Annotated in this window: 16 protein-coding genes; 6 read left to right on the top strand and 10 right to left on the bottom strand. The window is 59.5% G+C overall.

Annotated elements, in window-relative coordinates; all coding sequences use genetic code 11:
* Window positions 1-107: 107 nt before the first annotated feature.
* The 3 genes from V3W39_RS09050 to V3W39_RS09040 all read right to left on the bottom strand — a co-directional run bounded on the left by V3W39_RS09050 (window position 108) and on the right by V3W39_RS09040 (window position 2,662).
* Window positions 108-734: a hypothetical protein gene (locus V3W39_RS09050; RefSeq protein WP_330212514.1), complete on the bottom strand. Its 627-nt coding sequence runs from the start codon at window positions 732-734 to the stop codon at window positions 108-110.
* 146 nt (window positions 735-880) lie between these two features.
* Complete coding sequence (locus V3W39_RS09045) at window positions 881-1,399, bottom strand: BRO-N domain-containing protein (protein ID WP_330212513.1); 519 nt, start codon at window positions 1,397-1,399, stop codon at window positions 881-883.
* 354 nt (window positions 1,400-1,753) lie between these two features.
* The gene (locus V3W39_RS09040) at window positions 1,754-2,662 is read right to left on the bottom strand and encodes a LysR family transcriptional regulator (protein ID WP_330212512.1); all 909 of its coding nucleotides are present in this window, start codon (window positions 2,660-2,662) and stop codon (window positions 1,754-1,756) included.
* A gap of 234 nt (window positions 2,663-2,896) precedes the next feature.
* On the opposite strand from V3W39_RS09040, the gene cfa reads away from it, so the two are divergent.
* The gene (cfa, locus tag V3W39_RS09035; protein WP_177043738.1) at window positions 2,897-4,009 is read left to right on the top strand and encodes a cyclopropane fatty acyl phospholipid synthase; all 1,113 of its coding nucleotides are present in this window, start codon (window positions 2,897-2,899) and stop codon (window positions 4,007-4,009) included.
* Window positions 4,010-4,060: 51 nt separating this feature from the next.
* On the opposite strand, the gene V3W39_RS09030 is transcribed toward cfa, so the two are convergent.
* Complete coding sequence (locus V3W39_RS09030) at window positions 4,061-4,321, bottom strand: accessory factor UbiK family protein (RefSeq protein ID WP_003208783.1); 261 nt, start codon at window positions 4,319-4,321, stop codon at window positions 4,061-4,063.
* 422 nt (window positions 4,322-4,743) lie between these two features.
* Between V3W39_RS09030 and glnK the strand changes: the two genes are divergently transcribed.
* The 4 genes from glnK (at window position 4,744) to sutA (ending at window position 7,522) form a co-directional block, all read left to right on the top strand.
* Window positions 4,744-5,082: a P-II family nitrogen regulator gene (glnK, locus tag V3W39_RS09025; RefSeq protein ID WP_002555808.1), complete on the top strand. Its 339-nt coding sequence runs from the start codon at window positions 4,744-4,746 to the stop codon at window positions 5,080-5,082.
* 34 nt (window positions 5,083-5,116) lie between these two features.
* Window positions 5,117-6,457, top strand: coding sequence for an ammonium transporter (locus V3W39_RS09020; protein ID WP_177043739.1), 1,341 nt, complete (start codon window positions 5,117-5,119; stop codon window positions 6,455-6,457).
* Between the two features lie 209 nt (window positions 6,458-6,666).
* The gene (locus V3W39_RS09015; protein WP_017476675.1) at window positions 6,667-7,092 is read left to right on the top strand and encodes a secondary thiamine-phosphate synthase enzyme YjbQ; all 426 of its coding nucleotides are present in this window, start codon (window positions 6,667-6,669) and stop codon (window positions 7,090-7,092) included.
* A gap of 103 nt (window positions 7,093-7,195) precedes the next feature.
* Entirely contained in the window at window positions 7,196-7,522 is a 327-nt protein-coding gene (sutA, locus tag V3W39_RS09010) for a transcriptional regulator SutA (RefSeq protein WP_064454697.1), read from the top strand.
* Window positions 7,523-7,777: 255 nt separating this feature from the next.
* On the opposite strand, the gene V3W39_RS09005 is transcribed toward sutA, so the two are convergent.
* Genes V3W39_RS09005 through lptM form a run of 6 tightly spaced genes read right to left on the bottom strand, consistent with a single transcriptional unit; the run spans window position 7,778 to window position 12,358 of the window.
* Window positions 7,778-8,476 carry an HAD family hydrolase gene (locus tag V3W39_RS09005; RefSeq protein WP_330212511.1) on the bottom strand — a complete coding sequence of 233 codons (699 nt, stop codon included), beginning with the start codon at window positions 8,474-8,476 and terminating at the stop codon, window positions 7,778-7,780.
* Complete coding sequence (gene xerC / locus V3W39_RS09000; RefSeq protein WP_177128876.1) at window positions 8,473-9,372, bottom strand: tyrosine recombinase XerC; 900 nt, start codon at window positions 9,370-9,372, stop codon at window positions 8,473-8,475. The genes V3W39_RS09005 and xerC overlap by 4 nt, the downstream gene beginning before the upstream one ends.
* A gap of 2 nt (window positions 9,373-9,374) precedes the next feature.
* Window positions 9,375-10,091, bottom strand: coding sequence for a DUF484 family protein (locus V3W39_RS08995; RefSeq protein ID WP_167664014.1), 717 nt, complete (start codon window positions 10,089-10,091; stop codon window positions 9,375-9,377).
* Window positions 10,092-10,104: 13 nt separating this feature from the next.
* Window positions 10,105-10,935, bottom strand: a complete 831-nt coding sequence (gene dapF / locus V3W39_RS08990; RefSeq protein WP_177043743.1) for a diaminopimelate epimerase — start codon at window positions 10,933-10,935, stop codon at window positions 10,105-10,107.
* Between the two features lie 4 nt (window positions 10,936-10,939).
* Window positions 10,940-12,187: a diaminopimelate decarboxylase gene (gene lysA / locus V3W39_RS08985; protein ID WP_177043744.1), complete on the bottom strand. Its 1,248-nt coding sequence runs from the start codon at window positions 12,185-12,187 to the stop codon at window positions 10,940-10,942.
* Between the two features lie 9 nt (window positions 12,188-12,196).
* Entirely contained in the window at window positions 12,197-12,358 is a 162-nt protein-coding gene (gene lptM, locus V3W39_RS08980; RefSeq protein WP_003208801.1) for an LPS translocon maturation chaperone LptM, read from the bottom strand.
* Window positions 12,359-12,597: 239 nt separating this feature from the next.
* Here lptM and cyaY point away from each other — a divergent pair, with 239 nt between their 5' ends.
* Window positions 12,598-12,930, top strand: coding sequence for an iron donor protein CyaY (gene cyaY / locus V3W39_RS08975; RefSeq protein WP_177043745.1), 333 nt, complete (start codon window positions 12,598-12,600; stop codon window positions 12,928-12,930).
* The last annotated feature ends 2 nt before the right edge of the window (window positions 12,931-12,932 follow it).

The following is a 12,932-nucleotide window of genomic DNA, read 5'->3' as shown; positions in this document are numbered from 1 at the left end:
GGCAGCATTGAACGATGGATTGCAGCTTACCAAGCAAAAGCTCTTCTTCGCACAATAATTTAAGACTGACTGCGTTCAATTAGAAGCAGTCAGGCCAAAATATTACGTTAAATTTTTATCCGGGTTTTTTCATTTTTTACGATGATGAGTGGCACATGTTTTTCTTGTTCTTTGACTAGCGCTTCACCTCTCATGATTTTCATGGCGCTGCGTAACGCGTCAAAGGCAAAGAATCCGCATCCAGGGATTGTGACTAAGGCCAATAGCATGAATCTTGGACCAAGGTTTAAGGGCGCAGCCAGCAGGAGTGGGGACATGGCTAACAGGGAAGCTAATATGTAGATAAAGATATAGAAGGATTTTCTCCATATTCTCGAAAAATTACTTTGGTACTTTGACCTAAAATCAATTCTATGAAGCTTTTTGTTGAGCTCGACATACTTTCTTGAAAGTGCGTAATCTCTAAGAGACTTATCGGGATTGGAGAGCGTAATAAGATATTTAATATCTGAAACTTGTATTGAAGAAGTTCCCGCTAGAGCGTAGTAGCCGCGTTCAACGGCAAGGTGATGAGGTGGTATCTCCTCATCCAAGTCGGTGAGGAATTCTTTCGCAAATTTATACTCCTCTCTTAATTTCAATTTACTGCTGGAGGAGAGTTCATAGATGATTTTTGCCACACCAATTATCGCGCCGATAGCCATGATAATTTTGACGATGTTTCCTATTTCCATTGGGGATTTTATCCGTCCGAGGTTTGAAGGTTAAAGCGAGCTTCTGAATGATATCAAAGTGCTTCCATGCTGTGATCCTGGGTACTTATTGATTGCTGCGCTTAGGCTACTTAGATCCTCTCAAAAGCCCTTGTCCGGCCCGTCCCCTAATCTGGAGAACGCAGGCGGAAAAGGCGTCTCCACCATGATTTTTCGCTGGGCCTGGACTGCCCTTGCTCCGGTAGCACATGGGGCACGTCCTGCAGGCTGATCCACGCTTTATTATTCCAATGCAGAAGGCTCAGAGACATCTGTGGCCAATCGAGCAAGCTCAAGACTGGATGCTCACATCGGCTGGTTACTTGAGCATCGCGTAATGCTGGGATCACATCATGGGTCACCCACTCACGAAGGCTCCGGTACTCCGGGCAGTAGTGATAAACCAACAACGCATAGATGCCGGACTCGCTGATCAGAAGCGTTCGTTCCACGGCACCATGGTGGAGCACCTTTCGGTATTGGTGTTGGTCAGGGTCAAGCTTGCGCAGCGCCCGTTCATCCAGGTAAAGGCGTAAAAATCGCCCCAAATCACGAGCACTGAACCAAGCCTGATTTTCCAGTAATAGGGCATGAAGATGCAGATTGTGCCGCGTAAAAACGTGAGGAACGAGATGATCGTTTTCCATGGTGCAGTACCCATATTCGCTTGAGTGAACTGCCGGTTACCGTCGCCAAACGATAAGGGTGGCAGCTGCGTGCGGGTTGGCGAACCGGTGCAAGCGAATACCGGCAGACCCTAAGGTCTCCCACACACAGCCGCCATAAACGAGTCGCGAGCTAATGCCCGATATCGGATGGTGGACGCCATGCGTCGCATGCTTTCCGGGTCGCCAAACCCAGCGCTGAATATTCAGCAGCAAGCAGCCTAGAGAGCGATGGCATGGGGATGCTATCGGAAAGCGTCAGTGCGTGTCGTAGGAAACTGCCCGAAACGACCTTAGCTACGCAAGGACAGTTGGAAGACCGGCACTACCTTCGCATCAAACTTTATCGGCCGGCACACACAGAAACTCCTTCGCCAACGTCAACCACGCCTGCGCCGCAAACGACAGCTTGCACTGGCGCCGCCACGCCAGCATCAGCCGCCAGTTCAGGGCCGGCGACTGAATTTCCGCAATGCTGAATTGGCTGGCGTCGAGGGTGTCGCAGAACGCCCGGGGCAGCAGGGTGATGCCCACGCCCAGCCGCACCAGGGAGGCGATAAAGTCCCATTGGCTGCTGCGGCCGCTGATGCGCGGCTCAAAACCGGCTTGGGCGCAGGCATCGAGTACAAACTGGTTCAGGGTGAAGGTGTCATCGTAAAAGATGAATTCGCAGGCGTGCAGTTCGCTCAGTTGCACCGAGCTGCGTCCCTGCCAGGGCGAGTCGTGGGGCGCGAGCAGGCACAGCGGCGATTCGAACAAGGGCATTGATTCGAATTCGGACCAGATATCCGCCACGCGCGGTGAGTCCAAAATGGTGCCGAACTCCAGGGTGCCCTGGCGCAGGTCCTGAAGGGTGACGTTGCCGCCGCTTTCAAACAGTTTCAGTTCGATCTTCGGATAGCGGGCGTGATATTCGGCAAAGATCGGCGCCAGCGCGAGGTGCGTGGAGGGTGAAAGCCCCATGCGCAGGGCGCCACGGCCGACCTGCTGCAGGTCTTGCAGCTCTACGGTCATCTCGTCGTGCAGCGCGATCATTTCCTTGGCGCGCTTGAGCACGATCTCCCCGGCGTCCGTCAGGGTGAAGCGTTTTCCCATGCGGTCCAGCAGCCTCAGGCCAAGGCTCGATTCCAGTTGCTGCACCATCTTGCTGACCGTGGGTTGGGTCAGGTGCAGTTTGGTGGCGGCTTTGGTGAAGCTCTGCTGGTCCACGACTTCTACGAAATAACGGAGCGCCCGGATGTCCATCTTGCATTCCAATTTTGCATGGTTTTCATAATATTAATTCATTATATCTTTAAAAATTGGCTGGATAAGATTTGTTACATCTGTTCCCAGCCAGCGTTCCCGGTCATGCCGCAAGGGCCTTTCCAGACGCTTCCATGGCCAGATTTCTCGCAGTGTATGAATCAAAGGCAACGCTATTTCTGGAGAGCAATTGTGCTTAACAAAACGCGTCATTCTTTTTCCGGTTCTGATGAGATGTCTCAGGGAGCGCGCTTCGTTAAGGAGTTGCTGGCGCAGGCGCAGATCGAGGTCAACGGACCGTCGGCTGCGGATATGCAACTGCACCACAGTGCCACGTTCGACCTGGCCCTGGCCAAGGGAAACCTGGGGCTTGGCGAAGATTATATGGACGGCGGCTGGGATGCCGAGGCGCTGGATGAGTTTTTCTACCGGCTCATGCGCTCCGGCGTGATCGACCAGGCCAACCCGGCCACCTTGTTGTTTCACGCGTTCAGTTCCCGATGGCTGAACCTGCAAAACAAGAAGCGCGCCTGGCAAGTCGGCGAAGCGCACTACGACCTCGGTAATGACTTTTACGCAAGCATGCTCGACTCGCGCATGACCTACACCTGCGGCTACTGGAAAGACGCCACCACCCTGGAACAGGCGCAGTTCGCCAAGCTGGACCTGATCTGTAAAAAACTGGGGCTCAAGCCGGGCATGCGCGTGCTGGATATCGGCTGTGGCTGGGGGAGCTTCATGAGCCATGCCGCCGAGCACTACGGCGTCGAGTGTGTCGGTGTGACCATCTCCAAGGAGCAGGCGGAGTGGGGCCGCGCCAAGTACGCCCATCTGCCGATCGAGTTTAGGCTGCAGGACTATCGGGATATCGACGAGCAATTCGACCATATCGCCAGCGTCGGCATGTTCGAGCACGTGGGCCGCAAGAATCATCGGGCGTATATGGAGGTCGCCAACCGCTGCCTGAAGGACGAAGGGCTGTTCCTGCTGCACACCATCGGCAAGAACCAGCGCAACAGCACGCCGGACCCGTGGATCGATAAATACATCTTTCCAAACGGCGATTTGCCCTCGATCGGGCAGGTTGGCGATGCCATGGACGGATTATTTGTTGCCGAAGATTTGCACAACTTTGGCGCCGATTACGACAAGACGCTGATGGCCTGGTGCGAAAACTTCGAGTTGGCGTGGCCCGAGTTTGCAGAAACCTTTGGCCAGCGTTTCTACCGGATGTGGCGCTATTACCTGCTGTCGTGTGCAGGGGCGTTTCGCGCGCGGGATATCCAGCTGTGGCAGTGGGTGTTGTCGAAGAAGGGCGTTGTCGGCGGGTATCAGCGGGTAAGCTGACGGTAGCAACGGTTTAACGGGGACAGGCAAGACCTGCCCCGGTTGGCCGGTTTATTCGGCGGCAGGCGTCAATCGCGCTTCCAGCTCCGCCACCTTGGCCTCAAGGCTTTCCAGCCGCGCCCGAGTGCGCGCCAACACCACCATCTGGCTATCAAACTCTTCCCGGCTGACCAGGTCCAGCTTGCTGAAGCCGCTCTGCAGCAGCGCCTTGAACTGGCTTTCAATTTCATTGCGTGGCAGCGGTGTGTCGCTGCTGAACAGGCGGGAGGCGTGGCCGCTCAGGGCGTCGAGGAGGTCTTTGGGCGCGAGCATGGGAAATAGTCCGGAAAATCTGTTGGCCGGCAGTGTATCACGCAGCGTCTATAGTCTTTTTTACCGCCGCCGGCGCACGCTTTTCGCGCATGGGGCCGGGCGGTCGCGCACTGTTTTCGTGCGTATCTTCGCGGCAACAGCGCCCGGCAGGTGGGCACAAGCGAACAAAGGACTGATTTCAGTGATTTTTACGGAGCTGGCAAGCTTTCTGCTTAGACGATCATGACCCATGCACTGATGCAGTCGCTGTGACGATGCAGTGCGCCGACGGACCAGCGGTACATGTTTCGTCACCAGTGGTTAGCGAGCGTCGCAATGGCAAATGCCAGGGCGACGAAGCGTTACAAAGCCAGGCACTGCGCTTAGACTTGAGACGGGTTTGTTTTCCTGGGGCAAGTCCACCAATTCGGGAGAGAGTTTTCATGAAGCTAGTCACTGCCATCATCAAGCCGTTCAAGTTGGACGATGTACGCGAGTCACTGTCCGAGATCGGCGTGCAGGGCATTACCGTTACTGAGGTCAAAGGCTTCGGTCGGCAGAAGGGTCACACCGAGCTGTATCGCGGCGCGGAATACGTGGTCGATTTCCTGCCAAAGGTGAAGATTGATGTCGCCATTGACGACAAGGATCTTGACCGGGTTATCGAGGCGATAACCAAGGCCGCCAACACCGGCAAAATCGGTGACGGCAAGATCTTCGTGGTCAATCTGGAACAGGCTATTCGCATCCGTACCGGCGAAACCGATACCGACGCAATCTAAGCCGCCAAACCCCAACGCCCCAGGAGAAAACAATATGACTCTGCGTAAATTCGCAGGGCTAGGAGCCCTGTTGTCCCTCGTAATGCCGGCCCTGGCCATGGCGGCGGACCCAGCACCTGCTCCAGTCCTCAATTCCGGCGACACCGCGTGGATGCTCACGTCCACCGCGCTGGTGCTGTTCATGACCATTCCAGGCCTCGCGCTGTTCTACGGCGGCATGGTTCGCTCCAAAAACATTCTTTCCGTGATGATGCAGTGCTTCGCCATCACCGGCCTGATCACCATCCTGTGGTTCGTCTACGGCTACAGCATGGCGTTCGACACCACCGGTATGGAAGCAGGCGTCGTCAACCTCAACTCGTTTGTGGGTGGCTTGTCCAAACTGTTCCTCTCGGGTGTGACCCCGGCCAGCATCACCGGCCCGGCGGCGTTGTTCCCTGAGGCGGTGTTCGTGACCTTCCAGATGACCTTCGCGATCATCACCCCGGCGCTGATCGTCGGTGCGTTCGCCGAGCGTATGAAGTTCTCCGCGATGCTGATCTTCATGGGCGTCTGGTTCACCCTGGTCTACGCACCGATTGCCCACATGGTGTGGGGCGGTCCGGGTTCGTTGCTGGGCGACTGGGGCGTGCTGGACTTCGCCGGCGGCACCGTGGTGCACATCAACGCCGGTGTGGCTGGCCTGGTAGCGTGCCTGGTACTCGGCAAGCGTAAAGGCTTCCCAACCACCCCGATGGCACCGCACAACCTGGGTTACACCCTGGTGGGCGCGGCCATGCTGTGGGTCGGCTGGTTCGGCTTCAACGCCGGCTCCGCTGCTGCGGCCAACGGCACTGCCGGCATGGCGATGCTGGTCACCCAGATCGCTACCGCTGCTGCAGCGCTGGGCTGGATGTTCGCCGAGTGGGTCACCCACGGTAAGCCAAGCGCCCTGGGCATCGCCTCGGGTGTGGTTGCGGGCCTGGTGGCAATCACTCCAGCCGCTGGCACCGTGGGCCCGATGGGCGCCCTGGTGATCGGCCTGGCTGCCGGTGTGGTGTGCTTCTTCTGCGCCACTACCCTGAAACGCAAACTGGGCTACGACGACTCCTTGGACGCCTTCGGCGTGCACGGTATCGGCGGTATCCTCGGCGCGATCCTGACCGGCGTATTTGCTGCACCGGCGATGGGCGGCTTCAACGCCACCACCACCGACATCGCGGCACAAGTCTGGATCCAGTGCAAAGGCGTCGGCTTCACCGTCATCTACACCGCTATCGTGACGTACATCATCCTCAAGGTGCTGGACGTGGTGATGGGCCTGCGGGTGACCGAAGAAGAAGAGGCAGTTGGCCTCGATCTGGCGCAACACAACGAACGCGGCTACAACTTGTAAGTACGCGAAAAAAAGATGCCCGGCTTGCCGGGCATTTTTTTGCCTGGGGTTTGTCTGTGGCTAAAGGTGTATGGGTTTTTTCACGACTTTGTGATGCTATCCACACCGCACTTTTCACTGTGCGAATGTCTTACAGGCATGTAGGCGTATTCGGCACTTTGTTTTTTCCCTGAGCGCGCTAGAATGCGCGCCGATGGGCGGAGAACTGTATGTGGCAACAGACCCTGATAACCCTGCGGGCCAAGCCCCGGGGCTTTCATCTGGTAACGGACGAGTTGCTCGCCGGCCTGCCTGAATTGAAGGCCTGTCGGGTGGGCCTGTTGCATTTGTGGCTGCAGCACACCTCGGCCTCGTTGACGGTCAACGAGAATGCCGACCCGGCGGTTCGCCGTGACTTCGAGCGTTTTTTCAATGCGCTGGTGCCGCAAGGCATGGCGGGATATGAACACAACGACGAAGGTCCGGATGATCTGCCGGCGCACTTCAAGGCCAGTCTCCTGGGCTGCCAGCTGAGTTTGCCGGTAAGGGCCGGCCGCTTGGCGATGGGGACCTGGCAAGGTGTTTATCTGGGCGAGCACCGTGATCATGGCGGTGCTCGTAAAGTCCTCGCCACCTTGCACGGTGATGGGGCATAAGCCACTGGTTAACCGGTGGATGTTGATTTTTTTCCGGCCGCCGTCGACAGGTGGCGAAGCTGGGCTATAACTAATCTGCTTTTCGCAAGTCATGAGGTAGAACATGAGCGACGATGATCTGGAAAACGACGACCTCGAAGTAGGCGACGACGACGAAACCGAAGAAGGTCTTGAGGCGGCTGCCGAAGACGTGGCTGACGACGACGGTGGCGACGATGCACCGGCCCCGGCAGCCAAGGGCAAGGCCAAGGCTGCGGTGTCGGTTGACGAACTGCCGAGCGTAGAAGCCAAGAACAAAGAGCGCGATGCGCTGGCCCGTGCGATGGAAGAATTCCTCGCTAAAGGCGGCAAAGTGCAGGAAGTCGAGGCTAACGTGGTGGCTGATCCGCCGAAGAAGCCGGATAACAAGTACGGCAGCCGGCCTATCTAAGGGCCGCTGTCCGCTTGCTGAAAAAGCCCGCCGTCGCTGCGGGCTTTTTCATGGGCGAATCAAAAGGGTCAGTCCCAACACCCATCTAAGAATGAAGCGTTTGTGGTGGCGAGGGAGCTTGCTCCCGTTGGGGCGCGAAGCGGCCCCTGGTTGGGTCGACGCGGTCTTTCAGAAAGGCCGTCGTGGCTGGTTCAGGGGCCGCTTCGCAGCCCAACGGGAGCAAGCTCCCTCGCCACAAAAGCGCTTCATCGTCAGTTATACGTTCCAACGGGCGAGGACTTCTGGCAACTCGGTCAGGCTGCGAATCTCGGCATCCGGGCGCTTTTGCGCTTCCCAGGCCTTGCCCGCCGGGTTAAACCACACCGCCCGCAGTCCCGCCTGCTGCGCCCCGGCAATGTCATCCCCCGGATGATCCCCGACATGCACCGCCGCGCCCGGCTCTACGCCACCGCGCTGCAAGGCCTCCTGGAACAACCGCGCATCCGGCTTGGCGATACCAATGTCTTCAGCCCGCAGGGCAAAGTGAAAGTAATCCGCCAGCCCCACACGCTGTACATCGGCATTGCCGTTGGTGATCACCCCAAGCAAATAGTGCTGGCGCAGCGCCTGGAGCATCGGCTCGGCCTCGGGAAACACCGTGAGCTGGTGGCGCGCGTGGATAAACGCTTCAAAGCACACATCCGCCATCTGCGCCGCTTCCGGCAGTGGGTATCCGGCTTCCTCGAAGGCATGTTGCAGCACCTTGTGGCGCAACACGCTGATGCGGTATTTGAGCTCGGGATACCGCTCCAGCACCTGCTGGCGAAGGCTGGCGAACTTCTCCAGGGGCAAGTCGCCCACCTTGGTGGCGTGGGTCGCCAGCCATTCGCGCATCGATGCCTCGGCGCTGATGATGACCGGCACGTTATCCCAGAGTGTGTCGTCCAGGTCGAAGGTGATCAGCTTGATGCTCATGAGTCACTGCCCTTAATGCGTTTGGCCCGTGGATGGGCGCTGTCGTACACCGTTGCCAGGTGCTGGAAGTCCAGGTGGGTGTAGATCTGGGTGGTCTTGATGTCGGAGTGGCCCAGCAGCTCCTGCACGGCGCGCAGGTCCTGGGACGACTCCAGCAAGTGGCTGGCAAAGGAGTGCCGCAGCATGTGCGGGTGCAGGTTCTGCCCCAGCTCGCGCTCGCCGGCGGCCTTGACCCGCACCTGAATGGCCCGCGGCCCGAGGCGCCGGCCTTGCTGGCTGATGAACACGGCATCATCCGCCGGGTTGGCCAGGGCGCGCAGCGGCAGCCATAGCAGCAAGGCTTCGCGGGCCTTCTTGCCCACCGGCAATACGCGGGTCTTGCTGCCTTTGCCGAGCACCTGCACCAGGCCGTCCGCCAGGTCCAGTTGATCGAGGTTGAGCCCGGTCAGCTCCGACAGGCGCAGGCCCGAGGAATAGAACAGTTCGAGGATCGCCTGGTCGCGATGGGCCAGGAAATCGTCCTCCACGGCGCCATCAAGCAATTGCAGGGCGCGATCCGTGTCGAGGGTCTTGGGCAGGCGGCGTTCGCCCTTGGGCGGCGCCAGGCCGTTGGCCGGGTCGTGGTCGCACAGGCCTTCGCGGTTCAGGTAGTGATAGAGGCCGCGTACCGCCGACAGCAGGCGCGCCAGGCTGCGGGAGGATTGGCCTTGTTGGTGCAGGCGGGCGATCAGGCTGCGCAGACCCTGAATGTCCAGGGCCTTCCAGCTGCCGATGTGGTGTTTCTCACAGAACGCCAGGACCTTGTTCAAGTCCCGCCGGTAGGCTTCCAGGGTATGCGGCGACACCTGGCGCTCGCTGCGCAGGTGAGCGCAGTAGGCGTCCAGTTGTCGTTCCATGGCTAGCGCACCGCGCGCAGGGCGGTGGTGAAGCGTGGCAGGACGCGGCCCAGCACTTCGGCGATATAGCTCAGGAACAGTGTGCCCACCGAGCTTTTGTAATGCTGTGGATCACGGCTGGCGATGGCCAGCACGCCATGCAAGCCTTGATGACTGAGGGCGACCACGGCGGTGGAGCCGATCTGCTGGCGCTGCTCGGCGCCAAACAGGAAGTCCAGCTCATGCTCACGCAGGGTGCCGCTGATGGTCTTGCCTTCGGACAGCAGGCCGCCAATGGCGGTCTGGGCATCGCTGCCACTGACCCAGCGGCCCACCGGCATCGGGTTGTCGCTGAACAGGATCAGGCTCACAAAGGGCACCTGGAAGTCCTGGCGCAGGCTGTCTTCGACGGCAATCACCGCTTCTTCCAGGCTGGCGGCGTCCATCAGGGTCAGGACCAGGCGGCGGGTCTTGTCGAACAGGCGGTCGTTGTCGCGGGCCACGTCCATCAGTTGCGAGAGCCTGTGGCGCATCTCGATATTGCGCTCGCGCAGGATCTTCATCTGCCGCTCCACCAGCGACACGGTGTCGCCGCGCTGGTGGGGAATACGCAGGGCCGGCAACAGCTCTTCGTGTTCGACGAAGAAGTCCGGATTAGCCTCCAGATACGCCGCAACGGCTGCGGCCTCCAGACTTTCGCTTGGGGATGCTTGCGCGGGTACTTGAGGCTTATCAGTCATTAGATTTGCTCACTCATAGACGGACCTGTCCTTCGTAGACGCGGGTGGCCGGGCCGGTCATTTTCACCGGTTGGCCGGGACCTGCCCATTCGATGGACAGGCGTCCACCGGGCAGGTCGATCAGCAGCGGCGAATCCATCCACCCCTGGCTGATGGCGGCGACGGCAGCGGCGCAAGCACCGGTGCCGCAGGCCTGGGTTTCGCCGGCACCGCGTTCCCAGACGCGCAACTGCGCACGGGAACGGTCGATGACCTGCAGGAAACCCACGTTAACCCGCGCCGGAAAGCGCGGGTGGTTTTCGATCTTCGGCCCCAGTTCATGAACCGGTGCGCTGTTGATGTCATCCACCCGCAGCACGGCGTGGGGGTTGCCCATGGACACGGCGGCCAGGTTGACGGTCTTGCCGTCCACGTCCACCGGGTAGCTCAGCGCTTGCTCGGTAGCCTGGAACGGAATGTCCGCCGGCACCAGCCGTGGCGCGCCCATGTTGACGCCGATCTGGCCGTCGCTGCGAATATCCAGCTCGATGATGCCGCTTTTGGTCTCGACGCGAATCTGCCGTTTGGCGGTCAGGCGCTTGTCCAGCACAAAGCGGGCGAAACAGCGGGCACCGTTGCCGCACTGTTCCACTTCGGAGCCGTCGGAGTTGAAGATCCGGTAACGGAAATCCACTTCCGGGTTGCTCGGTGCTTCCACCAGCAGCAACTGGTCGAAGCCGACACCGGTGTGCCGGTCGCCCCACAGCTTGGCGTGTTTGGGCAGGATGTGCGCGTGCTGGCTGACCAGGTCGAGGACCATGAAGTCGTTGCCCAGCCCGTGCATCTTGGTAAAACGCAGCAACATGACCTTACTCCGGCAGCAGGCTTTCGCCAGCAAACAACTCGGCTACCGTCTCGCGGCGACGCACTTCAAACGCTTGATCACCGTCCACCAGCACCTCGGCGGTACGCCCGCGGGTGTTGTAGTTGGAGCTCATGACAAACCCGTAGGCACCGGCCGAATGCACGGCCAGCAGGTCGCCTTCTTCCAGGGCCAGCTGACGTTCCTTGGCCAGGAAGTCGCCGGTCTCACAGATCGGGCCGACGACGTCGTACGCGCGGCCAACGCCTGCACGTGGCTTGACGGCCGTCACGTCCATCCAGGCCTGGTACAGCGCCGGGCGGATCAGGTCGTTCATCGCCGCGTCGACGATGGCGAAATCCTTGTGCTCGGTGTGCTTGAGGTACTCGACCTGAGTCAGCAGCACGCCGGCGTTGGCGACGATGTAGCGGCCCGGCTCGAACATCAGCGTCAGGTCGCGGCCTTCGGTGCGCTCGCGCACGGCCTTGATGTAGTCGCTGACCAGCGGCGGCTCTTCATCGCGATAACGCACGCCCACGCCGCCACCGAGGTCGATGTGGTGCAGGTAGATGCCGCACTCGCCGAGGCGGTCGATCAGCGCCAGCAGGCGGTCGAGGGCATCGAGGAACGGTGGCAGGCTGGTCAGTTGCGAGCCGATATGGCAGTCGACGCCCAATACTTCCAGGTTCGGCAACTGGGCGGCGCGGATGTACACGTCCTCGGCGTCGGCAATGGCGATGCCGAACTTGTTCTCTTTGAGACCGGTGGAAATGTATGGGTGAGTGCCGGCGTCTACGTCCGGGTTGACCCGCAGGGAGATCGGCGCGCGAACGCCCATCTCGGCGGCGACCACTTGCAGGCGCTCCAGCTCGTCGGTGGATTCGACGTTGAAGCAATGCACGCCCACTTCCAGGGCGCGGCGCATGTCTTCGCGGCTCTTGCCGACGCCGGAGAACACGATCTTGTCAGCCTTGCCGCCAGCGGCCAGTACACGCTCGAGCTCGCCCCGGGACACGATGTCGAAACCGGCGCCCAAACGCGCCAGGACATTTAGTACACCCAGGTTGGAGTTGGCTTTTACGGCGAAGCACACCAGGCTCGGCGTACCTTCCAGTGCGTCGGCAAAGGAGCGGTATTGGGCTTCGATGTGGGCACGGGAGTACACGTACGTCGGGGTACCAAAGCGCTCGGCAATGGCGGACAGCGCGACACCTTCCGCGAACAGCTCGCCGTCCCGGTAGTTAAAAGCGTCCATGATGTTCCCTTAGTAGGTGTCGTGCTTGTGCGCTTTGGTTTGCGACGACTGCGCCTGTTCATTCGGGTCTTTGCTGTCATCGGGCAGATACAGCGGGCCTTTTTGACCACAGGCACTAACGAGGCAAGCGACCGCGACGAGCGCAGCAAGGGAAGAGATCAGGCGCTTCATGGCGAAATCCTTGAATATGCATTAATTGCGCCCGAGTATACCGACCACCTGCCGGATTGCCTATGCGCCGAAATACCCGTCCGGCGGGGCTTTGCCGAGTTTGTCGCGATTGCGCTTACATCAGTTGAGGATAATTCACACGGCTTCGGGTAATGAAATCGGTATCCTTTGCAATCATGATGGCGCGTCCGTATTGTGCGGCGCTTGAGCGAGACCAGACACTTTTCGAGGTTCCCACAATGAGTTTGACCGAAGCGCGTTTTCACGACCTGGTGGATTCGACCCAGCAAGCGCTGGAGGATATTTTCGACGACAGCGGCCTGGATGTGGACCTGGAGAACTCGGCCGGTGTACTGACCGTCAAGTTTGAAAATGGCACCCAGCTGATTTTCAGTCGCCAGGAGCCTCTGCGTCAGCTATGGCTGGCGGCGCGTACCGGTGGTTTCCACTTCGATTACGATGAAGAAGAAAACCGCTGGACCCACGACACCACCGATGAGCTGCTGAGCGAAATGCTCGCGCGCCTCACCCAGGAACAAGCCGGCGTCGAGCTGGACTTCGACGAGATCTGATC

This window comes from Pseudomonas sp. Z18(2022), from assembly GCF_036346535.1.
Lineage (GTDB): Bacteria > Pseudomonadota > Gammaproteobacteria > Pseudomonadales > Pseudomonadaceae > Aquipseudomonas > Aquipseudomonas yamanorum_A.
This window is presented reverse-complemented; position numbering and strand designations above follow the sequence as displayed.

Excerpts from the sequence above, each read along its gene's own strand:
- V3W39_RS09050 (WP_330212514.1), bottom strand. The coding sequence starts at position 734 with ATGGAAATAGGAAACATCGTCAAAATTATCATGGCTATCGGCGCGATA.
- V3W39_RS09045 (WP_330212513.1), bottom strand. The coding sequence starts at position 1,399 with ATGGAAAACGATCATCTCGTTCCTCACGTTTTTACGCGGCACAATCTG.
- V3W39_RS09040 (WP_330212512.1), bottom strand. The coding sequence starts at position 2,662 with ATGGACATCCGGGCGCTCCGTTATTTCGTAGAAGTCGTGGACCAGCAG.
- cfa (WP_177043738.1), top strand. The coding sequence starts at position 2,897 with ATGTCTCAGGGAGCGCGCTTCGTTAAGGAGTTGCTGGCGCAGGCGCAG.
- V3W39_RS09030 (WP_003208783.1), bottom strand. The coding sequence starts at position 4,321 with ATGCTCGCGCCCAAAGACCTCCTCGACGCCCTGAGCGGCCACGCCTCC.
- glnK (WP_002555808.1), top strand. The coding sequence starts at position 4,744 with ATGAAGCTAGTCACTGCCATCATCAAGCCGTTCAAGTTGGACGATGTA.
- V3W39_RS09020 (WP_177043739.1), top strand. The coding sequence starts at position 5,117 with ATGACTCTGCGTAAATTCGCAGGGCTAGGAGCCCTGTTGTCCCTCGTA.
- V3W39_RS09015 (WP_017476675.1), top strand. The coding sequence starts at position 6,667 with ATGTGGCAACAGACCCTGATAACCCTGCGGGCCAAGCCCCGGGGCTTT.
- sutA (WP_064454697.1), top strand. The coding sequence starts at position 7,196 with ATGAGCGACGATGATCTGGAAAACGACGACCTCGAAGTAGGCGACGAC.
- V3W39_RS09005 (WP_330212511.1), bottom strand. The coding sequence starts at position 8,476 with ATGAGCATCAAGCTGATCACCTTCGACCTGGACGACACACTCTGGGAT.
- xerC (WP_177128876.1), bottom strand. The coding sequence starts at position 9,372 with ATGGAACGACAACTGGACGCCTACTGCGCTCACCTGCGCAGCGAGCGC.
- V3W39_RS08995 (WP_167664014.1), bottom strand. The coding sequence starts at position 10,091 with ATGACTGATAAGCCTCAAGTACCCGCGCAAGCATCCCCAAGCGAAAGT.
- dapF (WP_177043743.1), bottom strand. The coding sequence starts at position 10,935 with ATGTTGCTGCGTTTTACCAAGATGCACGGGCTGGGCAACGACTTCATG.
- lysA (WP_177043744.1), bottom strand. The coding sequence starts at position 12,187 with ATGGACGCTTTTAACTACCGGGACGGCGAGCTGTTCGCGGAAGGTGTC.
- lptM (WP_003208801.1), bottom strand. The coding sequence starts at position 12,358 with ATGAAGCGCCTGATCTCTTCCCTTGCTGCGCTCGTCGCGGTCGCTTGC.
- cyaY (WP_177043745.1), top strand. The coding sequence starts at position 12,598 with ATGAGTTTGACCGAAGCGCGTTTTCACGACCTGGTGGATTCGACCCAG.